This window comes from Streptomyces sp. NPDC008086, assembly GCF_042957325.1.
Lineage (GTDB): Bacteria > Actinomycetota > Actinomycetes > Streptomycetales > Streptomycetaceae > Streptomyces.
On the sequence record NZ_JBIBIA010000009.1, the window covers coordinates 458,486 to 481,755 of the forward strand.

Here is a 23,270-nt window from a genome sequence, read left to right on the forward strand (position 1 = left end):
GCCCTCGTCCGGCCACTCCGGTCAGGCCACCACGGCCACGGCCGCGTACCGCTCGTCGTCCACCGCCCTCCCCCACAGCCGCGCGTCCCCGGACAGGTGCTCCACGCGGAGGGCGCCGGCGAGCGGGGCGAGGAGGGCGGTGAGCCGGTCCGCCGGTATGCCGACCGTCGGTGCGGTGGTGCCCCAGACCCCCTCGACCAGCACGAACCGTCCTTTGGGGCGCAGTAGTCCGCGCCAGTGCCGCAGGACCCGGCCCGGGTCGGGCAGGGCCCACAGGACATGGCGGACGAGCACCACGTCGAACCGCTCCTCCCCGACCGGTGGCGCCGCCGCGTCGCCGACGAGGAACGCCGCGTCCCGCCCGGCCTGCTTGGCGCGGGCCAGGTCCACCATCGCCGGGGAGCGGTCCACCCCCGTGACCCGGTGTCCCTGTTCGGCCGCGAGGAGCGACAGGCTGCCGGTGCCGCTGCCGAGGTCGAGCACGTCGCAGGCGCGCTCGGGCAGCCAGGACCGCAGCCGGGACGCCCAGGCCCGGCGCACCTCGGGGTCGCGCAGGCCGTGGTCGGGCTCGGCGTCGAAGTCCGCGGCGGCCGCGTCCCAGTCCACGTCCGTGCCCGCCGCTGCGTCCGTGATGGCGTGTTCACCGTTCGTCATGGGCCAAGAGTGACACCCGCCACTGACAGTCGGATCGTGACAGCCGCCACTGACAGGACCAGCGGCGATGAGGAACTCTCCCCGGAAGGGTCTACCTCCACAAGAACGAGGAACTCGGTAGCCCCTGAAGGAGGCAGCCATGCGCCGTGTGACCGTGCAGAAGCCCCTGAAGAGGCAGTCGGATGCCCGCCGGGTCCAGGAGGAGGCGGACGAGCGCCCCTCGGGACGACCCGAGGTCCGCAAGGACATCGCGCGCACCTGGTGGCCGGACGGCTGAGACCGTCGGCCCCGGTGAGACACGTCAGTCGAGCCGCTTGCGGTAGTGGACGCGGTCGTACGGCCCGTCCATGCGCCGCTCGATGAGCTCGTAGCCGTACTTCGGGTAGATCTTCTGGTTCTCCCACATCAGCGCGTTCGTATAGAGCCTGACCTCGGGCAGGCCCAGCGCACGCGCGTGTGCGTCCACGAAGTGCAGCAGCCGCCGCCCCACGCCCCTGCCGTGCGCGTCGGGGTGGACGGCGATGCTGTCGAGGAACAGATGGTCCCCGTGTGTCTCGAGCACGAGGAGCCCGATCACGGGCTCGCCCGTGACGAACACCTTTCCCTCGGCCACGTTCGCCGCGTGGTCCGCCAGCATGGGCACGGGCGCCCGTCCGATCCGCTCGATGTAGCGGTGGTAGGCGGCGTCGGTCACGGCCTTCACGGCTGGTACGTCGGCGGCGACCGCCGCCCGGATGTCCTCGTCCGTCATACCGCGACGGTACCTACCTGATCGCAGTCTCAGCACTCCCTTAAGGCGACCCTAAAGATCGCCATCACCCGCCTCCAGCAGGCGATTTCGCGGTTTCCTCGGGCTAGCTTCTGATCGCCCCCACGGGATTCGCCCCCCGGGATTCACCCCACGCGTCAGAACCCCCTTGAGGAGATCTTCCATGCCCGCACGCCGCAAGGCCGCCGCCGTCGCCACCCTCGGCCTGGCCCCGCTCGCCCTGACCGCCCTCGCCACCGCGCCCGCCTCCGCGCACGGTTCGATGGGCGATCCGGTCAGCCGGGTCTCGCAGTGCTACGCGGAGGGCCCGGAGAGCCCCAGGTCCGACGCGTGCAAGGCGGCGGTCGCGGCAGGCGGTACGCAGGCCCTGTACGACTGGAACGGCATACGCATCGGCAACGCGGACGGCCGCCACCAGGAGCTGATCCCGGACGGCAGGCTGTGCAGCGCGAACAGCGACGAGTTCAAGGGGCTCGACCTGGCCCGCGCCGACTGGCCGGCGACGGGCGTGAGCAGCGGGTCGTACACCTTCAAGTACCGTGTGACCGCCCCGCACAAGGGCACCTTCAAGGTCTACATCACCAAGCCCGGATACGACCCGACGAAACCGCTGGCCTGGGACGACCTGGACCTGGCGAACCCGGTGGCCACGGCCACCGACCCGGCGGCCACGGGCGGCTTCTACACGTTCTCCGGCACCCTGCCCCAGCGCTCCGGCAAGCAGCTGCTGTACGCGGTCTGGCAGCGCTCGGACAGCCCGGAGGCCTTCTACTCCTGCTCGGACGTGACGTTCGGCGGCGCTGACGCCGGCGGCTCGGGCAACGGCTCCGGCAGCACCGACGACTCCGGGTCCGGGTCCGGGTCCGGGTCCGACAGCGAGGCGGTCGCCCCCGCCCCGAGTGCCTCCGCGCCCTCCGAGGAGCAGATCGAGGCCGGCGCCGAGCAGTCGACGATCGAGCACCACGGCCACGGCGACCAGGACGCCAGTACGTCGGCGGAGCCGGTGGCGGCGGCCGAGGAGGAGGGTGCCGGATCCGCCCGGGCCAACCGGCCGAAGGCGGCCGGCGCCACCGAGAACCTCGCCGAGACCGGCGGTGACGGCGGTACGGCGTATCTCGCGATGGGCGGTGCGGCGACGCTGGCGCTCGGTTCGGCGGTCCTGTTCGCGTCGGCGCGCCGGCGGGCGGCGGGCGGCGGACGCCGCTGACGCAAGGCTTCCGGGGTCTGACCGGCGGCTCAGGCCGGTCAGACCCCGGTGGTGTTCGGTCGCGCGGTCGCTCAGCCGACCACGGACGCGCAGGTGGTCGGCGTCGCCCGTGCCGGGTCGAGCGCGTTGGTCACCTCGTGGAAGGCGATCCGGTCGGTCAGGCCCAGGAGCGCGTGCTCGGACAGGTCGACCGCGCACTTGTCCTGGATCAGCACGTTCTTCACGTCGGGCCCGTCCAGGAACTGGGTCCGCCAGGGCGTGACCACCTCGTCGTACTTGGTGGCGATGACGGTGTAGCGGACGCCGGGGACGGTGTCGCCGCCGGCGTTGAGCTTGGTCATGAACTCGGATCCGACGACCTGCTGGGCGAGGGCGGGGGTGGCGCTGGTGAGCAGGTCCTCGGCGCCGGGGAAGTACGGCAGCAGGTTGGTGAGCCCCGCCAGGGTGGTGCCGTGGTTGTTGGGCGCGATGCCGACGAGGGCGTTCACCTTGGCGGCGCCGCCAAGGAACTTGAGGTAGTAGCGGGGCATCATGCCACCCTGCGAGTGACCGACGAGGTCGGCCTTCGCGGCGCCGGTGGCGGCGAGGACGGTGTCGATGTAGGTCGACAGCTGCCCCGCCGACTTGTCCATGGGGCCGAGGGCGTGGAAGAAGGGCACGCCCGGCAGTTGGCCGTAGTCGAGGGAGAAGACGCAGTAGCCGCGGTTCACCAGATAGGGCGCGAGGCCCAGCCAGTTGTCGACGGAGTTGGCGAAGGTGCCGTGCACGAGGACGACGGGGCGGGGGTGGGCGGCGGAGGGCTTGCAGGAGTAGTCGTTCCAGCCTCCCCCAAGCTCTCGGCTTCGCTCGAGCAGGGGGGACCCCCAGTGCGAGGTCGCCGTCGCTTCGGCCGCCTGGGCGGTGGTGGCGGGGACGACGACGACCGCGGTGGTCAGCAGCAGCGCGGCCACGGGTCTGAGCGCTCGTTTCCAGGGCAGCATCGTGTGATCTCCTTGCGGCTCAAGGGAGGTGCGACGGCCTTACGCCCTGTGATCCGGATCACGAGGATGCTGTTCACTCGTCAAGTTACGGGCGAGTAGTAGACGTGTGAAGTTACGCGTCAGTAAAAACTTCCAGTGATAGTAAGGGGCGGTTCACAAACCATGACGAACCGTCACTACGCGGCCAGCGACCCCGGCTTCACCGCATGCGGCCCGAACTTCGCCCGCGCGCGGTCCGCGACCTCCTCGAGGCGCCGCGCCTTCTCGTCGAGCGGGTCGAAGGTGAGCTGATAGGAGGCCTGCTCGGCGGGGTCGAGCCCCTCGGCGCGCAGGGCCAGGGCACGCACCCGGGCGCGCTGCAGGCCGAGCGCCTCGTACATGCCGTACGCCACCTTGGTCAGTGCCGCCGAGTGGGCCGTCGGCTCCTTCAGGGTGCGGCTGCGGGTCATCGAGGAGCGGTCGGCGTAGCGGACGGTGAGGGTCAGGGTGCGGCAGACCTTGTCCAGGGCGCGCAGCCGGGCGCCCAGCTCGTCGGCGGCCGAGAGCAGGGCGCGGCGATGCCGGTCGGGGTCCAGCTCGTCGCGGGTGAAGGGGCGTTCGGTGGCCAGCGACCGCGAGACGGCGTTCGGGACGACCCGGCCCCGGTCGATTCCGTTCGCCTTCTCGCGCAGCTCACGCCCGGCCTTCGCGCCGACCAGCCGCTGGAGCGTGGACAGCGGCGCGGCGGCGACCAGGCCGAGGGTGTCGAGGCCGTACTCGCACAGGGTGCGGGCGGTCGCGGCGCCGACGCCGGGCAGCGCGGCGACGGGCTTGTCGGCGAGGAACTCCGCGATGGCGTCCGGCCCTTCGGGAACGGCACAGGTCACCCCGGGCCGGGCGTCCCGCAGTGCCACGCGGGCCAGCATCGGCCCCGGCCCGGCGCCGATCGCGCAGTCGATCCCGTGATGGGCGAGGGCCCGCACCCGGATCACCGACGCCAGTTCGAGCGCGCCGCGCCCGAAGTACCGCTCGGCGCCCCGCAGATCGGCCAGCGCCCCGTCGGGCGGCAGCGCCTCCACCACGGGCGTGAAGTCCTCCAGCAGTCCGAGCAGCCCGGGCAGGGCCGCGTCGTCCGTCGGCGGCAGCTGGAAACGTACGCAGAGGATGGTCATCCCGCACTCCCCGGACTCTGGTGCCACAACTTCCTTACCTGTGATGGCTCTTGACCCGCCGGCCGCAGATCGGCCCACGGGTGCATCTCGTATCCGGTCGACAGGTGGATGCGCCGGCCGTGGGTCGGATCGTCCCCGTCCCCCTCCGCGACGGGCGCCGCCAGCCGTGCCGCCACCACATCGAGGCCGCCCTCGGCGCGCAGCTCGACCAGCTCGGCGAGGTTCCAGGCGGCGGAGCCCACCACGCTCAGACTGCGCGGCCCGCGCCGCTGCACGACCCCGCGTACCAGCAGCAGCCAGGAGTGGAAGACGGTGTGGGCGCACGCGTCGTGCGAGTCGTCGAAGAAGGCGAGGTCGACCAGGCCCGTGCCGTCGTCCAGCGTGCTGAAGATGACCCGCTTGCCGGACCGGATCGGCGGCGTCTGGGTGGCCGCCTTGGCCCCCGCGACCAGCACGGTCTCCCCGTGCCGGGCCTCGCGCAGCCGCCGCGCGCTGACCACGCCCAGCTCGTCCAGGAACTCCCGGTGGTCGTCCATCAGATTGCGCGAGGCGTCCATCGACAGCACACCCAGTTCGGCGCTGAGCCGCTCCTGCGAGCTGAGGTCGGGCAGCCCGGCCGCCGCCGTTCTCCGCCCGCCGCTCAGCGGGAGCTGACCCCCGCCACCCCCCTTGCCCCGGGCACCCCGGTGCAGCTCGGTCAGATGCAGTTGCAGATCACGCCGGTTGGCCCCGAAGGCGTCCAACGCGCCGACCTGCGCGAGCCGCTGGGCGAGCGGCCGGCTGGGCCGACCGCGCTCCCAGAAGTCGAGCAGCGAGGCGTACGGCTGCCCGTCCGCGATCCGCGCCGCCTCGGCCTCACTGATGCCGTACACGTCGGAGAGGGCGAGCCGCAGCCCCCAGACGCCCTCCGACTCCCCCGATTCAGACACCAGTTCGATACGGTGGGCGACCCCCGACACGTTCACGTCCAGCGGCAGGATCGGCACCCCACGCCGCCGCGCGTCCGCCAGCAGCAGCCGCTTCGGATACATCCCGGGGTCGTGGGTGAGCAGCCCGGCGTAGAAGGCGGCCGGGTGATGGGCCTTCAGCCAGGCCGACTGGTAGGTGGGCACCGCGAAGGCGACCGCGTGCGCCTTGCAGAAGCCGTACGACCCGAAGGCCTCGACGATCTCCCAGGTCCGCCGGACGGTCTCCGCGTCGTACCCGCGCGCCGCCGCGTGCTGCGCGAACCACACCTGGATCCGCCCCCGCGACTCGGGATCCGACAGCCCCCGCCGCACCCGGTCCGCCTCGTCCCGCCCGCACCCGGTCATGATGTGCACGATGTCGATGATCTGCTCGTGGAAGACGACGACCCCGTACGTCTCCCGCAGCGGCCCCTCCAGATCCTTGTGCGGATACCGCACCGGCGCCCGCCCGTGCCGCGCCTCGATGAACGGCCGCACCATGTCGGCGGCGACAGGACCGGGCCGGAAGAGCGAGATGTCGACGACGAGATCATGGAAGGTGGCCGGCTGAAGCCGCCCGACCAGGTCCCGCTGCCCCGGCGACTCGATCTGGAAGCACCCGAGCGTCTCCGTCGAACGAATGAGCCGGTACGTCTCCGCGTCGCCGTCCCCCCGCTCGAAGTCGAGCGCGTCCAGATCGATCCGCTCCCCCGCGACCCGCTCCACCTCCGCGACCGCGTGCGCCATAGCCGACTGCATCCGCACGCCCAGCACATCGAGCTTGAGCAGCCCGAGGTCCTCGACGTCGTCCTTGTCGAACTGCGACATGGGCAAGCCCTCGCCGCTGGTCGGCATGACGGGCGTACGCGACAACAAGGAAGCATCGGACAGCAGTACCCCGCACGGATGCATGGCGATCCCCCGGGGCAGGGCGTCGAGCGCCTCGACCAGCTCCCACAGCTCCCCGTACTTCTCCCGCTCCCCCGCCAGCTGCCTGAGCTCGGGCAGCTCGTCCAGGGCCGCCCGGGCGTCCCGCGCCCGGATGTGCGGGAAGGACTTGGCGACGCGGTCGATGTCGGCCGGGTCCATGGACAGGGCCGCGCCCACGTCCCGGATCGCATGCCGCACCCGATAGGTCTCCGGCATCGAGACGGTCGCGACCCGCTCACTCCCGAACCGGTCGATGATCGCGCGATAGACCTCGAGCCGCCGCGCGGACTCCACATCGACATCGATATCCGGCAGCACCAGCCGCCGCTTGGACAGGAAGCGCTCCATCAGCAGCCCGTGCTCCACGGGATCGGCGTGCGCGATCCCGAGCAGATGGTTGACGAGCGACCCCGCACCGGACCCGCGGGCGGCCACCCGGATCCCCATCTTCCGCACGTCGTCGACGACCTGAGCAACCGTCAGAAAATAAGAGGCGAACCCGTGATGGGCGATGATGTCCAACTCCTGGTGCATCCGCTCCCAGTACGCCCGGCGCCCGTCATAGCCGCGCCGCACCATGCCCGCCACCGCCCGCGAGGCGAGCGTCCGCTGGGCGGTGCGCTGCCCGGCGCCGACGAGATACGGCTCGGGGAAGTGGACGGTGCCGATGCCGAGATCGTCCTCGGGATCGACAAGACACTCGGCGGCGGCGGCGCCGGTCTGCTCCAGCAACCGGTGCGCGGCATCGCGCCGGAAGCCCGCGGCCTCGACGACCCGCTCGGCGACCTTCGCCATCTCCCCCGCGCCCTTGAGCCAGGCCTCGCCGGAGTCCAGCTCCTTGGTCGAGTCGATGGGCACGAGCCGCCGCGCGGCGTCCAGCACATCGGCGACCGGCCCCAGCCCGGGATCCGCGTACCGCACGGCGTTGCTCAGCACCGGCCGCACCCGCTGCTCGGCGGCGAAACCGACGGTACGGGCGGCCAGCCGCAACGACCCCGGCCCGGTGCCCTCACGCCCGTGCCACACGGCCTCCAGCCGCAGGGAGTCCCCATAGACCTCCCGCCAGGGCTCCAGCAGCCGGGCCGCCCGATCGGGACGACCGGCGGCAAGCGCACGCCCCACATCGGACTGGACACCGAGCAGGACGATCAGCCCGTCCCCCCGGTTGTCCCCCCGAGGCAGCAGCGCCGACCCCTCACCGGCGTGCGCGGCCGAGACGATCCGGCACAGATCGGCCCATCCCCGGCCTCCGTCCCGGGCGAGAAAGGTGACCCGAGGCGCCGACTCGTCGATGAAGGCACCTCCCCGCACCGGCGCCCGCCGCCGCCCCGCCCCCGAGCCCCCGGACACGAACTCCTCCACGGCCAGCTCCACCCCGAACAACGGCCGCACCCCCGCCGCCGCACAGGCCTTGGCGAACCGGACCGCACCCCCGAGCGAGTCCCGGTCAGTAAGCGCGAGGGCATCCATCCCCCGCTCGGAGGCACGCTCGGCCAGCCGCTCCGGGTGCGAGGCGCCGTACCGCAGGGAGAACCCGGAGGCGGTGTGCAGATGCGCGAACCCCGACACACGCACCTCCCGACTCACACTCCCGAGACCCGGCCAGGCTCTCGAACATCAGTTCCCAATGCCCCCACCCCCACCATAGACTATTTCTCGAACATCCGTACGACATCCATTCGGCCGCCCCCCACCTGCGCAAACACCCCCGGCCCCCGACCGTGGGGGCATGCCTCCCAGCCCCTTCCTCGCCGAAGTGAAGGACGCCGTCACCCCCCGAGCCACCCTGCTCGTGACCGGCGTGGTCGCCCTCGCCCTGCTCTTCATCGCCTCCTACGTGGGCGCCCTCCACGACCCGAAGCCCAGGAACGTCCCCTTCGGCGTGGTGGCCCCCGAGGTGGCCGCCCGGCAAACGGTGGACCGTCTGGAAAGCCTGCCCGGCGACCCCCTGTCCCCCCGCACGGTGCCCGACGAGGCGACAGCCCGCCGCCAGATCCTGAACCGCGACATCGACGGCGCCCTCCTCCTCAACCCCACCGGCACCACCGACACCCTCCTGGTGGCCACCGGGGGCGGCAGGGTCCTGGCCACCACCCTGGAGAACCTCCTCACCACCCTGGAGAAATCCGAGGCCCGCACCCTCCGCACCCTCGACGTGGCCCCCGCCGACCCGCGCGACGCCAACGGCCTCACGTCCTTCTACGTGACCGTCGGCTGGTGCGTGGGCGGCTACCTCTGCGCGTCGATCATGACGATCAGCTCGGGCGCCGGCCGCCCCACCCCGAGACGCTCACTGATCCGTCTCATCGCCATGGCCGTGGTCGCGCTCGTAGCCGGACTGGGCGGCGCCCTCATCGTCGGCCCCGTCCTGGGCGCACTCCCCGGCAGCATCGCCGCCCTCTGGGGCGTCGGCGCCCTGATCACCTTCGCGGTAGGCGCCGCCACCCTCGCCTTCCAGGCCGTCTTCGGCCTGGCCGGCATCGGCCTGGTCATCCTGATCATCGTCATCCTGGGCAACCCCAGCGCGGGCGGCGCCCTCCCACCCCCACTCCTCCCCCCGTTCTGGCGAGACCTCGGCCCGGCCCTGCCCCCGGGCGCGGGCACCTGGACCACCCGCTCCATCGCCTACTTCAAGGGCAACGACACAACCCCCTCCCTCCTGGTCCTCTCGGCCTGGGCAGCAGCGGGAACAGCCGTCACCCTCCTGGCAGCGAAGGTGCGCGGCAAGGACCCCGGCCAGACGCCGACTGCGGGTCCGTAGTGGCTGGTCGCGCCCGCGCGGCGGAGCCGCGGATCGATACAGCCCCGCGCCCCCAGGGATTGCAGTGGGCCTGCACCGAAACGTGGCAGCACCCGCGTACGGCGGCAAGGGGACGTGCCGGGGGGTGTCCGCCCGCAGCGGCGGGCGTCAACACACAGCACATCTCAAGGCAACCGAGCCGCCCGACCGAGGACGGACACCCCCCGGCACGGCCCCCCCCCCCCCCGGGGGGGGGGCGCGCCCCCGCCGCGCCCCCCCCCCCCCGGCACGGCCCCGCCCCACCCCTCACCGAACCGCGCTACGCGAACCCCCACTCACCGCAGCGGGCCGCCGCAGGCATCCCCGCCCAATCGGCCGCACCCAACGCGAAAGTCCCGCCCCCAAACACAGGGGGCGGGACTCCGTAAAGGTAAAGCCGCAGCGACCGTCAGCCGATCTCGGTACCCGTCGCCGACAGCGCCTCCGTCACCGGCTGGAAGAACGTCTCCCCACCGGAGGTGCAGTCACCACTGCCACCGGACGTGAGCCCGATCGCCTTGTCACCGGAGAACAGCGACCCACCACTGTCACCCGGCTCGGCGCAGACGTCCGTCTGGATCAGCCCGTTGACGATGTCACCGTTGCCGTAGTTCACGGTGGCGTCCAGCCCGGTGACCTTGCCGTCGTGCACCTGGGTGGTCGACCCGCTCCGGGTGACCTCCATCCCGACGGTGGCCTCGGCGGCCCCGCTGATGGCCTGCGAGGACCCGTTGTAGAGGTTGACCTCACTCGGGTGGTCGACCTCGGCGGTGTACTTGACCAGCCCGTAGTCGTTGTCCGGGAAGCTGGAGACCTCGTTGGTGCCGATCTGGTTGCCACTGGAGTCCGACCAGTCCGTGATGCCCTCGGTGCAGTGCCCGGCGGTCAGGAAGAACGGCTCGCCGCCCTTGACGACGTTGAAGCCGAGCGAACAACGCCCACTGCCACCGGTGATCGCGTCACCACCCGCGACGAAGGGCTTGAACTCCCCCTTCGACCGCTTGAGTTCAGCAGTGGCGCCCAGCGCGTCGACGACCTTGCCGAGCTTGGCCCACTCGGCGTCGGACACCGTACGGTCGGCGGTGACGACCACCTTGTTGGTCGCCGGGTCCGTCACCCACGCGGTGCCGGGAATGGTCGCGTCCTGCTTGAGCGTCGCCCGCGCGCTCTTCAGCTCGGCGAGCGAGTTCTCCACGACTCTGGCCTTGGCGCCGGCCGCCTCGACGGCGTCGGCTGCGGCCTCGTCGAGGACGTTCACGACAAGGTTCTTGGTCTGCGCGTCGTAGTAGGTACCCGCGGCGTCCCCGCCGAGGTCCTTCGCGAGCGTCGAGGCGAGCTTTCCGGCCGCGCCGACCGAAAGGATCTTCGGCGTCGACGCCTCGGGCGTCTCACTCGCGTTCGCAGTCTGCAAGGTCACGCCCGCGGCGACCAGTGCGGCGATACCCGCACCTGCCACGGCTGCACGCCGCTTGGGTATGCGTCGGTGCTTCAACTCACGTCCTCCTGTGGGGGGTCGGCCCGAAAGGTTGTGGGGACCTCGTCGGACCGGAAGGCGTACGGCCACGGGAGCGACAGACAACAAAAGCCGCACCCGCACCGGTTGAACAACGCTCACTATTCCGAGACCCCGGGGGAGCGCACAAGGTCGACTTCCGGACGCGCGTAGAACACGGTTGCACGCCCCCGCCTCTTTGACCGTGCACAGTCATACGGGGCCTCTTCGCACAGCAAACACTGCAAGCGAGCGAACCATACGCAAGGCGTGAGGTCTACTCCTGTCTCAAAATCGACCCCTCGGGATCCGATTCCAAGCGCGGCCCAAGAGACGGAACTTCGCCCTCCCCGACCGCCGACCCCGATGCAGGCGCCACGGACGACTGCTCCCCGGAACCCGCCCCTGCTACGCCCCTTTCTCCAGAAACCGCAATAACTCCACCGAAATCAGGAAGCATCAACGTGGAGTTCTTCTCCGCCGCCACCGCCATCACCGTCTGCAGCAGCCGAAGCTGAAGAGCCGCAGGCGCATCGGCCATCTGATGCGCCGCCTCCGCCGGCTTCTTGGACGCCTGGAGCCCCGCGTCGGCGTTGATCACCCGCGCCCGCCGCCCCCGTCACGATCTGCATGTTCACTTTGCGCAGCTTGTCCACACCGGGCACGATCATCGTGAACCCGGGCCCGCGCACTTGCGGCCGGAGCCTGCCGAGGGCGGCAGACCACGCCTCGTTCGTACTGCTTGACGACCCGCGCGCCGGCCATCACGTACACCGCACCGACGGACGCGAGCGCCACCCCCGCCGCCATCAGCTCCTCGATCATCAGCGCCCCCCAGGAGTCACGGCCCGTACTCCCGAAGGCAACCCCGTGCCACGACAAGGAGGAGCCCCCGCACGACAGTTGCGTACGGGGGCTCACATGCTGCTGGCCGCGCTTCGTTCCGCCCGGATCAGGCCGTAGGGATCAAGCCATCCGGATCAGGGCGTCGAGCGGACGTCAGTGGACCGTCAGTAGACGCTGACGCCATACGCGCTGAGGGCCTCGGTGACCGGCTGGAAGAAGGTCGTGCCACCGGAGGTGCAGTTGCCGCTGCCGCCGGAGGTCAGACCGTACGCGGTCCCGTTGCTGCCGTAGAGCGAACCGCCGGAGTCGCCGGGCTCGGCGCAGACGGTGGTCTGGATCAGACCGCCGACGACGTCACCGCCGCCGTAGTTGACGGTCGCGTTCAGGGCGGTGACCCGGCCGCTGTGCGTGCCGGTGGTGGAGCCGTCACGGATGACGGTGGTGCCCACGCTGGGCGTGGCCGCGCGGGTGATGTCCACGCCGTTCGCGGTGCCGGGCCGGCTGACGGAACCGGAGTACCGCACGATGCCGTAGTCGTTGCCCGGGAAGCTGGAGCCGGCGGTCGAGCCGATGACCGTGGTGCGGCCGGAGTTGGAGTACCAGGTGCCCGCGCCGTCGGTGCAGTGGCCGGCGGTCAGGAAGTACTGGTTGCCGCTGCTGTCCTGGACGTTGAAGCCGAGCGAGCAGCGCCAGCTACTCGCATAGATGGCGTCGCCGCCCTGGATGAACTTGCTGAACTTGCCGGGGACGCTCTTGATGGTGAGCGCGTCGGCGTTGGCCCCGGCCTGTTCCTTGATCTTCGCTATCTCCGCCTTGGAGACCGTGGAGTCGACGGTGACCGTGACGCCGTTGGTCTTGCTGTCGACGGCCCAGGCGGTGCCGGGGACATCGGCCTTCAGCACGGAGCCGCTGACGCTCTTGAGCTGAGCGGCGCTGAAGGTGGCGGGAGTCTCCGCGGCGGTCGCGTTGGGGATCGCGATCGCGGCTGCGGCGACGAGGCCGGAGGAAACGGCGATCAGCCGGGTCCGTCTCGTAATGCCACTGCGGGGGGTGGTGCGCTTGATCCTCACTTTTCGTTCCCTCCAAGGGAAGTCGGGGGCCCGCGTGGGGTCGGGGCCCGTGAGGCGCAGTCAGCCGGCCGTCGTCTCCGGATTCCGAACACGTCGTGCCCCTGACAAGCGCTGAGGGGGAGTATTCGGCCGAACGGCCGGTTGGCGCAAGAGCGCCTTTCGGCCGTCAACTTTTGAACCACCTTTGCGTTCTGGCCATCAGCCCCGGTTCAGCGGGGCCCTCGACCCCGTCCCCGCCCCTCGATCGAAGCGCCTAGCAACCGTCGCAAGGGCAACAGCAGTCGCACCCGTCGCAGTCGCAGTCACGACAGCAGCCCTCGCGCTTCTTGCGCGACCACGGCCCCTCGTACTCCTTCGCACAGCACAACTTGCAGGTGCAGCACAGCAGCCAGAACATCCCGCAGCCGGCCCAGAACCCACGCCGCTTCGGCGGCTGAGGGGCCGCCCCACCGCCGAGCCCCCCGAACCCGCCGAAGTCACCGCCACCACCCCCGCTTCCCCCGGCGCCACCACCGGGGGCACCTCCGCCTCCGGCATACGGGCCGCCCCCGTAGGGGTTCCCACCGGCGTACGGATTCCCGCCACCGGCGTACGGATTCTGCGGCGCGCCGTACGGCCCCTGCCCCTGCCCCTGCTGCGGCGGCTGCCCGTACGGCCCGGGCCCCGGCTGATGGGACGCGCACGCGGGCACCGTGCCGAAGGCGCGGTCCACCGACCGCCGCAGCTCGTGCACCAGCAGCAGATGCGCGAGCGTCGCATCCGTGAACTCCACCTCACGCAGCGCCAGCCGCACCCCCTGCACGGCGTCGTCCGCGAGCCGTCGCGCCTCGGCGAGCGAGGTGCCGGTCGCGGCGAGCGGGTTCCACGCGCCCGACTCGGCGTCGGCCGCCCGGTCCTCCACGGCGTCCAGGAGGTGGGCCAGCCGTCCGAAGAGGCGCCCGGCCTCGGCGAGCGGCTCGGCGTTCCGCGGCCGTCCGGCCAGGATCGCGGTGTGCGCGAAGGCGGCGGCCGTCGCCGTCTCGGTCGGCTCGGTCACGGCGAGGATCGACGTCCCGATACCGGCGAGCGTCTCGATGCCGACCTGCCGGTCCACGGCGTCGACGAGTACGGCGGTGTCGAACCCGACGGCCGAGCCGCTCCGCGCGCCCGCCGCACCCCAGCCCGCGGCCACCCGGCGCGCGGCGAGCGCCACCGGCTTACGGGCCAGCAGTCCGTCGCCGTCGGCCACATGGTCACGCACCTTGGCCGAGGCCAGCACCAGCGAGACGGCGGCGGCCAGCCGGGCGCCCTCGCCTTGCGCGACGGACGCGGTGCGCATACCGCGCAGCGGGCACGGTCCGGCCGTACGCCGCAGTCCGCCGTCCGGGTCCGCCTGAGCCTCTGTCAGAACGGAGATGAGGAGCCCGTCGTAGTTCGTCACGATCCGCGCGAACTGGCCGTGGTCCGAACGCAGCGCGAGGCACAGCCCGCACAAATGCGCCATCCACTGCCCGGTGAGCTTCTCTCCGAGCCGATGACGGCAGGGCCTGACCATTCCGAACATGACGCTCCCCCGAGGTTCTTACGGCGTACTCACGACGCTGAGCTGCCGCATCGTACCGAGCGCGGTGGTGAACGCCATGCCGGGCTCGTTCACCCGTACGCACCCCACATCACCCATACGCCGTGAAGAATCATATTTCACTCACAGTCAGCAGCCGTACGTGGCATGCCCCTTGGGGTACACGGGCTCTCGACGTATTCGCTGTGCACCAGTACCGTCACAAACCCCCCGCGCGGCGTCTATCCACTTGGCGCGACGTCCGCATCATGGATGACCATAGGGATGCGGAATGTAAGAGAGACCGCTGTGAGAGGAGGCGTCCATGGGATCGGTGCGCAAGGCGAGTGCCTGGCTGGGCCTCGTTGACGACAACGATGACGAGCGTTATTACGACGACGACTACTCCGAAGGGACCGAGCCCGGGGATGCCTGGGTCACCGATCCGCGGGTCAAGGTGGCCACGGACGTCGCCGAGGAGAAGGGCCGCCGCATCGGCACGGTCACTCCGGACAGCTTCCGGGACGCCCGCGCCATCGGCGAGCTGTTCCGGGACGGGGTCCCGGTCATCATGAACCTCACGGCCATGGAGCCCGCGGACGCCAAGCGGGTCGTCGACTTCGCCGCGGGTCTCATCTTCGGCCTGCGCGGCTCGATCGACCGGGTGTCCAACCGGGTGTTCCTGCTGACCCCGGCCGACACGGAGATCATCAGCGGTGAGCGTGCGACGCACCGCGAGGACGGCTTCTACAACCAGAGCTGAGGCAGGGCCGTCCACCGGCCCTGCCCCCTCCTGGTGGCCTCACCGGAAGGCGTCGAGTCCGGTGAGCGCCTTGCCCAGCACGAGCTGGTGCATCTCGACGGTGCCTTCGTAGGTGAGCACCGACTCGAGGTTGGTCGCGTGCCGCATGATCGGGTATTCGAGCGAGATCCCGTTGGCACCGAGGATCGTCCGCGCCGTACGGCAGATGTCGATCGCCTCGCGGACGTTGTTGAGCTTGCCGAAGCTGACCTGCTCGGGACGCAGGCGGCCGGCGTCCATGCGCCGTCCCAGATGGTGGGCGAGCAGAATCCCCTTGTGCAGTTCGAGCGCCATGTCGGCGAGCTTGGCCTGGGTGAGCTGGAAGCCCCCGATCGGCCGGCCGAACTGCTCCCGCGTCTTCGCGTAGTCGACAGCGGCCTCGAAACAGGACCGCGCCGCACCCATGGCACCCCACACGATCCCGTACCGCGCGTGCGAGAGACAGCTGAGCGGCCCCTTGAGCCCCACGACCTCCGGCAGCACCGCGTCGGCGGGCAGCCGTACGTCGTCGAGGACCAGCTCACTGGTGACGGAGGCGCGCAGCGACAGCTTGTGCTTGATCTCGGGAGCGGAGAACCCGGCGCTGTCGGCCGGCACGACGAACCCGCGGATGCCCTCCTCCGTCTGCGCCCACACGACGGCGACCCCGGCGACGGACCCGTTGGTGATCCACATCTTCCGCCCGCTGAGCACCCAGTCGGCGCCGTCGCGCTTGGCGTACGTCCGCATGGACGCCGGGTCGGACCCGTGGTCGGGCTCGGTCAGCCCGAAGCACCCGATCACCTCACCGGAGGCCATCCGGGGCAGCCACGTCTGCTTCTGCTCCTCGCTCCCGAACCGATGGATGGCGTACATGGCGAGGGAGCCCTGTACGGAGACGAGGGACCGGATCCCCGAGTCGGCGGCCTCCAGCTCCAGACAGGCGAGCCCGTACTGCACGGCCGAGGCCCCGGCGCAGCCGTACCCGTCGAGCGACATCCCGAGGGCACCGATCTGCCCGAGCTCCCGCGCGAGTTCCCGGATGTCCGGCAGCTCCCCCTTCTCGTACCACTCGGCGACATACGGCACGACCCGATCCGCCGCCCACGCCCGCACGGTGCTCCGGACCGCCAGGTCCTCGGGCTCCAGGAGGTCGTCGACACCGAGGGGGTCGGCGGGGTCGAACGGGGGCAACTTCGAGGACGCGGACATGGGACACCCTCCGGGAAGGATTAAAACTAGCGCTGCTAGTCACGGCTCGGGCTTGACGCTACGACGCAGTGTCCTCCGCGTCCAGTACGAGCCCACGCACCCAGGCCGGATTCCCACGCACCGCAAGCCGCCGACGGCGATCAGCCCCCACCGCAGACGTCCACCCGTCAACGAACTGGAAACGGGTGGTGCACGCGTGGGAGAAGGCTTTGGTCAAGCGGAGACGCGGGACTCCACAACTTCCCGAGGCTTGGGCAACTCCACCGCAGGCGCCTCGCACTGCATCACCCGCGGCAACCGCAACGCCATCACGGCCCCCAGCAGCAACAACCCCGCACTCACCAGCAACGTCACATGCAGCCCGTGCACAAAACAGTCCCGAGCCGCCCGCTGCAGAGCCACCCCCGCAGGCCCACCCAGCCGCGCAGCGACCTCGTACGCCTCACCCAGCGAATGCGAAGCCGCCGCGGAGGCCGACGCCGGAACACCCGACACGTTCGCCAGGCCCGGGGCATACGCCGCGTTCATCACGCTGCCCAGCAGCGCGATGCCGATCCCCGCGCCCAGCTGGTACGAGGTCTCGCCGATCGCCGCCGCCCCGCCGGCCTGGTCGGGCGGAGCCTCGCTCAGCATCGACTCGTACGCCCCGAAGAGCGTCGTCTCCAGCCCGAAGCCCAGCAGCACGAACCCGGACAGCAGCAGCCCGGGGTTGTCCTCGCCGCCCATCGCCGTCAGCAGCAGCACCGCGACGGCCGTCAGTACGAACCCGGCGCACACCATCCGCCGCGGCCCGAACCGCCGCAGCATCCGCGCGCCCGCGAGCCCGGCCGCCATCGCCGCGAACGTCAGCGGCAGCAGTCGTAGACCCGTCTCCAGCGGCGAGAGTCCCAGCACCAGCTGCAGGTACTGCGCCGCGATCAGTTCGAGCCCCACGAGCGCGAGCATCGCCAGCACGATGCACCCGACCGAGGTGCTGAACGCCGGCCGCGCGAACATCCGCAGGTCCACCAGCGGAAACTCCCGGCGCCGCTGCCGCCGTACGAAGAGCACCAGCAGCGCCGCGCCGACCACCAGCGGCACCAGGGTGAGCAGGCTCGCCACCTGCTCCCCGCCGCCGAGCCGCTTGACGCCGAGCACCATGCCGAACAGCCCGGCCGCCGCCATCAGCGCGCCGACGACGTCCCAGGGGCCCTTGCCGTCGCCCTTGGACTCGGGCAGCAGCAGCCGTCCCACCGGGAGGCTGACCAGCATCAGCGGGATGTTGACGAGGAAGACCGAGCCCCACCAGAAGTGTTCGAGGAGGAACCCGCCGAGCAGCGGTCCGACGGCCGCGCCGACCGCGGCGACGGCGCTCCAGATACCGATGGCGAGGGCCCGCTCGCGCCGGTCGGGGAAGACCTGGCGCAGGATCGACAGGGTCGCCGGCATGATCATCGCGCCGCCGACGCCGAGCAGGGCGCGGGCCACGATCAGCACCTGTGGATCGTGGGCGAGGGCCGCGAGGCCGGAGGCGAGGCCGAAGAGGCCGTAGCCGAGGAGCAGGACGCGTCTGCGGCCCACCCGGTCGCCGAGCGTGCCGAAGAGGATCAGCAGCGAGGCGCAGACCAGCGGATAGATGTCGACGATCCAGAGCAGCTCTATCGCGCCGGGCCTGAGGTCCTCGGTGACGGCGGGCACAGCCACGTGCAGCACGGTCGCGTCGACCGCGACGAGCAGCAGGCTGACGCAGAGGACGACGAGGACGACCCAGCGGTTTGCACCGGCCCCGGCCGCCCGACGGCGCAGCCGAGCGGCAGCCGTGGTCGTCCCGGACATGTACGTACCTCCCAGATGTTCCCTCGCCCCCGGCGGTCACACGGGGTGGGGACTCCCCGTGGCCCGGCCGGAGAGGAGCGGTGGTCTCCGGCCCACGCGACGAAGGGCGAGTGACTCGTCAGAGTACGCGAGTCGGTCTCGGCGCCGAGTGGCGGACCTCTCACACCTGTGCGGAACCAGTGTGGCGTACGCCACTCCCGTCCCCTTCCGTCGAGCTCCCGCCGACCTCGCCGTCCGCCCCGAGCCGATAATCGAGCCCGTGACCGATCTTGCGACGCGCGTGACCCCGGCCCGTTCCGAGGCGCTGCGCCGGGCCGCCCCGGCGCTCCTCGGGTACGCGGCCGCACGCGCCCTCGGCCTGCTCGTCCTGGCCGTGTGGAGCGCGGTGCGCGACAAGGACGCGTACACGCTGCTGACCGCCCGCTGGGACGCGCTCTGGTACACGAGGATCGCGGAGCTGGGGTACGGCTACGAGGTGCGGCTGCCCAACGGCGACGTGCACTCGAATCTCGCGTTCTTCCCGCTGCTGCCCTGGCTGGAGCGGCTGGTCGCGCGGGTGTCCCCGCTGTCGTACGCCGACGGCGGTTTCGTCGTCAGCCTGCTGGCGTCGCTCGCCGCGGCCTGGGGGATCTTCGCGGTGGCGGAGCATGTGTACGGCCGTCGCGTCGGTGTCTGCGCGGTCCTGCTGTGGGCGGTCCTGCCCGTCGGGATCGTGCAGTCGATGGCGTACAGCGAGTCACTGTTCACGGCGCTGGCCGCCTGGTCGCTGTACGCGGTCCTGACCGGCCGCTGGCTCACGGCGGGCACCCTGGCCCTGCTGACCGGGCTGACCCGGCCGGTGGGGCTGGCCGTCGTGGCGGCGGTGTGGGCGGCGGGCGTCGCCGCGTTCGTGCGGGAGCGCGGGGCCGCCCGGGCGCCGGGCGCGGACGGCGGGGGGCTCTTCCGCGGTGTTCCGGTGCGCCGCGCGCTGGGGATGCTGCTCGCCCCGCTCGGCGCCGCCGCCTATGTCCTGTGGGTCGGCCACCGCACCGGCAAGGGTCCGCTGGGCTATCTCCACGTCCAGGCGGGCTGGCGCAACGGTTTCGACGGCGGGTACGCCTTCGCCCGGTTCGTCGCCGAGAAGTTCACGTCGTTCCCGTCGGCCCTGGCAGGGGTCGGGCTGCTGGTCGGCGTCGGTCTGCTGGTCTGGCTGTACGTCGTCTGCGTACGGCAGCGCCAGCCGTTGCCGCTGCTGGTGTACGGGGGTGTCGTCACCGTGCTCGCCCTGTGCGCGTCGAGCTACTTCGGCTCGAAACCGCGCCTGCTGCTGCCCGCCTTCCCGCTGCTCCTGCCGCTCGCCCGGTCCCTCGCCGGCCTGCGTACCCGCAGGTCGGCGCTGCTGGTGGGTGCTGTGGCCGTGGCCTCGGCGGTGTACGGGGGGTTCTGGCTGAACGGCAGCGGTCCACCCTGACCGTCGGTGAGCTCCGGGAACCTCCGAGAGAATTCCGCATTATGCGTCGGTGAACAAATACAAAAGCGCGATAAACGCCCGGTCCGGAATGATCAAAGGAATTGAAGGCCACACTCTCCGGCGATTGCACATTCGCTCGAAATAAACCCCCTCCTGAGAGGAATCCCACATCACATCGTCATCACAAAGACGGTGAATCGACCGGGATCCGAGCTCACTCGCTGTAACGTCGATTGGGTGCGTACCAAACCGAAGCCCACCCGTCTGGACCGGGTGTTCGCCAGACTGGATCGTGAGCCGGAACGACCGGCCCACATCAGTGTGCCGACGATGAGCCGACACCGGATCGTGCTCCTCGGCGCGACCCTGGCCTTCTACGCGGCCATCGTGTGGGCCATCATCATCACTTCCTGGCTGGTCCGGCTGGACTGGCAGGTCATGTTCTTCCGGCCCTACCAGCAGTGGGCGGAGATCCACGCCTTCGTCGACTACTACGTGGTGCTCGGCCAGCGCGGCCCGACCGCCGTGATGGTCGCGGCATGGCTCGGCTGGCGCTCCTGGCGGCAGCACACGCTGCGCCCACTGCTCGCGCTCGGCGTCTCGCTGCTGCTGCTGAACGTCACGGTCGGTGCCGCCAAGATCGGCATGGGCCGCCTCGGACCGCACTACGCGACGACCGTCGGCTCCAACGAGATGTGGCTGGGCGGCGATATATTTCCCAGCGGCCACACCGCCAACGCCGTGGTGACCTGGGGAATCCTGGCCTATCTGGCCTCGACCCCGAGAGCGCGCCGCTGGCTGTCGGCCCTGTCGGCGGTGACCTCGCTGGGCGTGGGTCTGTCCACCGTCTACCTCGGTACACACTGGCTGAGCGACGTGCTGCTCGGCTGGGCCGCCGGCCTGCTCATCCTGCTCGCCCTGCCGTGGTTCGAGCCGCTGATCGCCCGGTCCGAGGCCTGGATCTTCGACCTGCGCGACCGCTGGCGCGAGCGCCGCACCGGCACCGTCACCGTCTCCGTGCCGGCCACCCCGGTCGGGGCCCCGGTGCTGCTCAAGCCGTGCGCGGTGGGCGCCGAGGACGAGGCCGCCGCCCGCGAGTCGGCCCCCGCCGCCCGCTCGCCCCGGGCGACCGTCCATTCGCCCGTCTACCTGGCGCCCGGCCCGCACACGGCCCGCGCGGAGCGTACTCCGGTGACCCCGGCCGGCAGCCGCCGCCCGCCGCACCCGGACCGCGTCCCGCGCGGCACGCCCCAGACGGCCCGCCCCCTCACGGGCGGCTGACCGCCCGGACGGCGGGGTCCGGTACGCACGACCACCCCGGCCGCCCGCACGGTGAGGGCGAAGGCCCCGGCTCCTCGACAGGAACCGGGGCCTTCGCCCGTTGGCCGGTCCTCGCCGGCTTCGTCAGCCCTTCCAGGCCCGCGCCACCTGGCCGTCCTTCACCTCGAAGTTCAGGCGACCGCTCCGGTACTCCATGGTGATGATCGCCCCCGGCGGCAGCGAACGTACCGTCGACCACCCTCGGTCACGGGCGAGTCGCTCGGCCCGGTCGGCGGCCAGACCGACATATGTGTCCGGGCTGTCCTGCGGTTCGGCGGGGGGTTTCGGAATGGGTGCCATGCCGCCACGCTAGGGCCTGCGCGCGGGTCGGGGCCAGAGCGGACAGAGAGCCTTTGTAGCGGCCATCCAGGTCACACGTACCTCTGGGGTCACGCTTTTGTCACAGAATCACGACACGCGTTTCGGCCACTCTTCGTCACACGGACGGGCGGTTCCCTAGGCCGTCCGCAGGCATTCGATCGTAATTTCCGCGTGTCGTGCCGACCCGGCCAATAGCCCGGGGGAAAAGTTCCCGGGGAACTGCCACCGACCTCTTTTCCCGCCGCCGCGACAATGGCTGCCGCCGCGCTGGGCGTACGGGCCGCGGGATCCGATGCCGCACAGAAAATACATGGTTCCGACACAGAAACCCCGTACGCCCCCTGTCGGAGCGCCGTCGGCGCGAGCATCATGGCGTGGGCTCGCGTCGGCGCGTGCGGCGCGGGCTTCAGCGGGCCCGGGGCGCGACGAGCGAAGGGGCGAGCGAGCGATGGGGACGCAGACCGTACCGGCGACGGCACGACCCGTGCGAGGCAAGCAGCCGGGCGGCCGGGTGGTCGTCGACTGGCTGACCACGACCGACCACAAGAAGATCGGCCATCTCTACCTGATCACGTCGTTCCTGTTCTTCCTGGCCGGCGGTGTCATGGCACTGCTGATGCGGGCCGAACTGGCCCGGCCCGGCATGCAGTTGCTGAGCAACGAGCAGTTCAACCAGCTGTTCACCATGCACGGCACGATCATGCTGCTGCTGTTCGCGACCCCGACCTTCGCGGGCTTCGCCAACGAGCTGATGCCGCTGCAGATCGGCGCCCCGGACGTGGCCTTCCCACGGCTGAACATGTTCTCGTACTGGCTGTTCCTGTTCGGCGGGCTGATCGTGATGGGTTCGCTGATCGTGCCGGACGGTCCGGCCTCGTTCGGGTGGTTCGCCTACGCGCCGCTCAACAGCCTGGAGCGGTCGCCCGGCATCGGCCCCGACCTGTGGATCATGGGCCTGGCGCTGGCGGGCTTCGGCACCATCCTCGGCGCGGTCAACTTCATCACCACGATCATCGGGATGCGCGCCCCCGGTATGACGATGTTCCGGATGCCGATCTTCGTCTGGAACACCCTGTTCACGTCGATCCTGATCCTGATGGCGTTCCCGGTGCTGGCCGCGGCCCTGCTGGTGCTGGAGGCGGACCGCCGGTTCGGCTCGGTGGTGTTCGACGCGGGCAACGGCGGGGCGCTGCTGTGGCAGCACCTCTTCTGGTTCTTCGGGCATCCCGAGGTGTACATCATCGCGTTGCCGTTCTTCGGCATCATCAGCGAGATCATCCCGGTCTTCTCCCGCAAGCCGCTGTTCGGCTATCTGACGCTGGTCGCGGCGACGATGGCGATCACCGGTCTGTCGATCGTGGTGTGGGCGCACCACATGTTCGTCACCGGCGCGGTGCTGCTGCCGTTCTTCTCCTTCATGAGCTTCCTGATCGCGGTGCCGACGGGCGTGAAGTTCTTCAACTGGACCGGCACCATGATCAAGGGCTCGCTGTCCTTCGAGACCCCGATGCTGTGGGCGACGGGCTTCCTGGTGACGTTCCTGTTCGGCGGTCTGACCGGCGTGATCCTCGCCTCCCCGCCGATGGACTTCCACGTCTCCGACTCGTACTTCGTCGTCGCCCACTTCCACTACGTCGTCTTCGGCACGGTCGTCTTCGCGATCTTCGCCGGGTTCCACTTCTGGTGGCCCAAGTTCACCGGGAAGATGCTCGACGAGCGGCTCGGCAAGATCCACTTCTGGACGCTGTTCATCGGCTTCCACACCACGTTCCTGGTGCAGCACTGGCTGGGCGCGGAGGGCATGCCGCGCCGCTACGCCGACTACCTGGCCGCCGATGGCTTCACCGCGCTGAACACGGTCTCGACGATCGGCGCGTTCTTGCTCGGCCTGTCGACGCTGCCGTTCCTCTACAACGTCTGGAAGACCGCCAAGTACGGCAGGAAGGTCGAGGTCGACGACCCCTGGGGCTACGGCCGCTCCCTGGAGTGGGCGACCTCCTGCCCGC

At 70.8% G+C, this 23,270-nt stretch carries 17 protein-coding genes and 2 pseudogenes; 7 read left to right on the forward strand and 12 right to left on the reverse strand.

Features of this window, described 5'->3' with window-relative positions:
* Window positions 1-21: 21 nt before the first annotated feature.
* A complete protein-coding gene (locus ACFZBP_RS32070; RefSeq protein ID WP_391418109.1) occupies window positions 22-654 on the reverse strand; it encodes a methyltransferase domain-containing protein in 633 nt (210 codons plus the stop codon).
* 139 nt (window positions 655-793) lie between these two features.
* Between ACFZBP_RS32070 and ACFZBP_RS32075 the strand changes: the two genes are divergently transcribed.
* Window positions 794-931 (forward strand): hypothetical protein, encoded by a 138-nt coding sequence (locus tag ACFZBP_RS32075; protein WP_383449928.1) that lies wholly within the window; start codon window positions 794-796, stop codon window positions 929-931.
* A 24-nt stretch (window positions 932-955) separates the two neighbouring features.
* On the opposite strand, the gene ACFZBP_RS32080 is transcribed toward ACFZBP_RS32075, so the two are convergent.
* The gene (locus ACFZBP_RS32080) at window positions 956-1,405 is read right to left on the reverse strand and encodes a GNAT family N-acetyltransferase (RefSeq protein WP_383449927.1); all 450 of its coding nucleotides are present in this window, start codon (window positions 1,403-1,405) and stop codon (window positions 956-958) included.
* Window positions 1,406-1,586: 181 nt separating this feature from the next.
* On the opposite strand from ACFZBP_RS32080, the gene ACFZBP_RS32085 reads away from it, so the two are divergent.
* Window positions 1,587-2,630, forward strand: a complete 1,044-nt coding sequence (locus ACFZBP_RS32085) for a lytic polysaccharide monooxygenase (RefSeq protein ID WP_391418113.1) — start codon at window positions 1,587-1,589, stop codon at window positions 2,628-2,630.
* A gap of 71 nt (window positions 2,631-2,701) precedes the next feature.
* Here ACFZBP_RS32085 and ACFZBP_RS32090 read toward each other — a convergent pair whose 3' ends face one another.
* From ACFZBP_RS32090 to ACFZBP_RS32100, 3 genes are all read right to left on the reverse strand, one after another.
* The gene (locus ACFZBP_RS32090; RefSeq protein WP_391418120.1) at window positions 2,702-3,610 is read right to left on the reverse strand and encodes an alpha/beta fold hydrolase; all 909 of its coding nucleotides are present in this window, start codon (window positions 3,608-3,610) and stop codon (window positions 2,702-2,704) included.
* A 176-nt stretch (window positions 3,611-3,786) separates the two neighbouring features.
* Entirely contained in the window at window positions 3,787-4,761 is a 975-nt protein-coding gene (locus tag ACFZBP_RS32095) for a hypothetical protein (RefSeq protein ID WP_391418122.1), read from the reverse strand.
* On the reverse strand, window positions 4,758-8,207 hold the full coding sequence (locus tag ACFZBP_RS32100; protein ID WP_391418134.1) for a DNA polymerase III subunit alpha: 3,450 nt from the start codon (window positions 8,205-8,207) through the stop codon (window positions 4,758-4,760). Before ACFZBP_RS32100 ends, ACFZBP_RS32095 begins: the two co-directional genes overlap by 4 nt.
* Before the next feature lie 160 nt (window positions 8,208-8,367).
* Here ACFZBP_RS32100 and ACFZBP_RS32105 point away from each other — a divergent pair, with 160 nt between their 5' ends.
* Window positions 8,368-9,399 carry a DUF3533 domain-containing protein gene (locus ACFZBP_RS32105; RefSeq protein WP_391418136.1) on the forward strand — a complete coding sequence of 344 codons (1,032 nt, stop codon included), beginning with the start codon at window positions 8,368-8,370 and terminating at the stop codon, window positions 9,397-9,399.
* 427 nt (window positions 9,400-9,826) lie between these two features.
* Here the strand turns inward: ACFZBP_RS32105 and ACFZBP_RS32110 are convergent, their stop codons facing one another.
* The 4 genes and pseudogenes from ACFZBP_RS32110 to ACFZBP_RS32125 form a co-directional block, all read right to left on the reverse strand.
* Complete coding sequence (locus ACFZBP_RS32110) at window positions 9,827-10,909, reverse strand: alpha-lytic protease prodomain-containing protein (RefSeq protein ID WP_391418139.1); 1,083 nt, start codon at window positions 10,907-10,909, stop codon at window positions 9,827-9,829.
* 277 nt (window positions 10,910-11,186) lie between these two features.
* Window positions 11,187-11,734: pseudogene (locus tag ACFZBP_RS32115) on the reverse strand (hypothetical protein).
* Window positions 11,735-11,919: 185 nt separating this feature from the next.
* Window positions 11,920-12,825 carry a trypsin-like serine protease gene (locus tag ACFZBP_RS32120; RefSeq protein ID WP_391418141.1) on the reverse strand — a complete coding sequence of 302 codons (906 nt, stop codon included), beginning with the start codon at window positions 12,823-12,825 and terminating at the stop codon, window positions 11,920-11,922.
* Window positions 12,826-13,078: 253 nt separating this feature from the next.
* Window positions 13,079-14,368, reverse strand: a complete 1,290-nt coding sequence (locus tag ACFZBP_RS32125; protein ID WP_383449919.1) for a DUF5685 family protein — start codon at window positions 14,366-14,368, stop codon at window positions 13,079-13,081.
* Window positions 14,369-14,690: 322 nt separating this feature from the next.
* Here ACFZBP_RS32125 and ACFZBP_RS32130 point away from each other — a divergent pair, with 322 nt between their 5' ends.
* Window positions 14,691-15,128 carry a cell division protein SepF gene (locus tag ACFZBP_RS32130; protein WP_234766830.1) on the forward strand — a complete coding sequence of 146 codons (438 nt, stop codon included), beginning with the start codon at window positions 14,691-14,693 and terminating at the stop codon, window positions 15,126-15,128.
* 39 nt (window positions 15,129-15,167) lie between these two features.
* Here the strand turns inward: ACFZBP_RS32130 and ACFZBP_RS32135 are convergent, their stop codons facing one another.
* Both ACFZBP_RS32135 and ACFZBP_RS32140 read right to left on the reverse strand, forming a co-directional pair.
* The gene (locus ACFZBP_RS32135; RefSeq protein WP_391418145.1) at window positions 15,168-16,358 is read right to left on the reverse strand and encodes an acyl-CoA dehydrogenase family protein; all 1,191 of its coding nucleotides are present in this window, start codon (window positions 16,356-16,358) and stop codon (window positions 15,168-15,170) included.
* Window positions 16,359-16,571: 213 nt separating this feature from the next.
* Complete coding sequence (locus tag ACFZBP_RS32140; protein WP_383449917.1) at window positions 16,572-18,173, reverse strand: MFS transporter; 1,602 nt, start codon at window positions 18,171-18,173, stop codon at window positions 16,572-16,574.
* A 259-nt stretch (window positions 18,174-18,432) separates the two neighbouring features.
* On the opposite strand from ACFZBP_RS32140, the gene ACFZBP_RS32145 reads away from it, so the two are divergent.
* Together ACFZBP_RS32145 and ACFZBP_RS32150 are read left to right on the forward strand one after the other, a co-directional pair.
* Window positions 18,433-19,623 (forward strand): mannosyltransferase family protein, encoded by a 1,191-nt coding sequence (locus tag ACFZBP_RS32145; RefSeq protein WP_391418150.1) that lies wholly within the window; start codon window positions 18,433-18,435, stop codon window positions 19,621-19,623.
* Between the two features lie 237 nt (window positions 19,624-19,860).
* Window positions 19,861-20,904, forward strand: a complete 1,044-nt coding sequence (locus ACFZBP_RS32150) for a phosphatase PAP2 family protein (protein ID WP_391418154.1) — start codon at window positions 19,861-19,863, stop codon at window positions 20,902-20,904.
* Between the two features lie 123 nt (window positions 20,905-21,027).
* Here the strand turns inward: ACFZBP_RS32150 and ACFZBP_RS32155 are convergent, their stop codons facing one another.
* Window positions 21,028-21,243 (reverse strand): I78 family peptidase inhibitor, encoded by a 216-nt coding sequence (locus ACFZBP_RS32155; protein WP_062724402.1) that lies wholly within the window; start codon window positions 21,241-21,243, stop codon window positions 21,028-21,030.
* Between the two features lie 469 nt (window positions 21,244-21,712).
* Between ACFZBP_RS32155 and ctaD the strand changes: the two are divergent.
* Window positions 21,713-23,245 (forward strand): annotated as a pseudogene (ctaD, locus tag ACFZBP_RS32160) (cytochrome c oxidase subunit I); the annotation flags it as partial.
* Window positions 23,246-23,270 lie beyond the last annotated feature (25 nt).

Coding starts and splice junctions, on each gene's coding strand:
- ACFZBP_RS32070 (WP_391418109.1), bottom strand. CDS start 654: ATGACGAACGGTGAACACGCCATCACGGACGCAGCGGCGGGCACGGAC.
- ACFZBP_RS32075 (WP_383449928.1), top strand. CDS start 794: ATGCGCCGTGTGACCGTGCAGAAGCCCCTGAAGAGGCAGTCGGATGCC.
- ACFZBP_RS32080 (WP_383449927.1), bottom strand. CDS start 1,405: ATGACGGACGAGGACATCCGGGCGGCGGTCGCCGCCGACGTACCAGCC.
- ACFZBP_RS32085 (WP_391418113.1), top strand. CDS start 1,587: ATGCCCGCACGCCGCAAGGCCGCCGCCGTCGCCACCCTCGGCCTGGCC.
- ACFZBP_RS32090 (WP_391418120.1), bottom strand. CDS start 3,610: ATGCTGCCCTGGAAACGAGCGCTCAGACCCGTGGCCGCGCTGCTGCTG.
- ACFZBP_RS32095 (WP_391418122.1), bottom strand. CDS start 4,761: ATGACCATCCTCTGCGTACGTTTCCAGCTGCCGCCGACGGACGACGCG.
- ACFZBP_RS32105 (WP_391418136.1), top strand. CDS start 8,368: ATGCCTCCCAGCCCCTTCCTCGCCGAAGTGAAGGACGCCGTCACCCCC.
- ACFZBP_RS32125 (WP_383449919.1), bottom strand. CDS start 14,368: ATGTTCGGAATGGTCAGGCCCTGCCGTCATCGGCTCGGAGAGAAGCTC.
- ACFZBP_RS32130 (WP_234766830.1), top strand. CDS start 14,691: ATGGGATCGGTGCGCAAGGCGAGTGCCTGGCTGGGCCTCGTTGACGAC.
- ACFZBP_RS32135 (WP_391418145.1), bottom strand. CDS start 16,358: ATGTCCGCGTCCTCGAAGTTGCCCCCGTTCGACCCCGCCGACCCCCTC.
- ACFZBP_RS32140 (WP_383449917.1), bottom strand. CDS start 18,173: ATGTCCGGGACGACCACGGCTGCCGCTCGGCTGCGCCGTCGGGCGGCC.
- ACFZBP_RS32155 (WP_062724402.1), bottom strand. CDS start 21,243: ATGGCACCCATTCCGAAACCCCCCGCCGAACCGCAGGACAGCCCGGAC.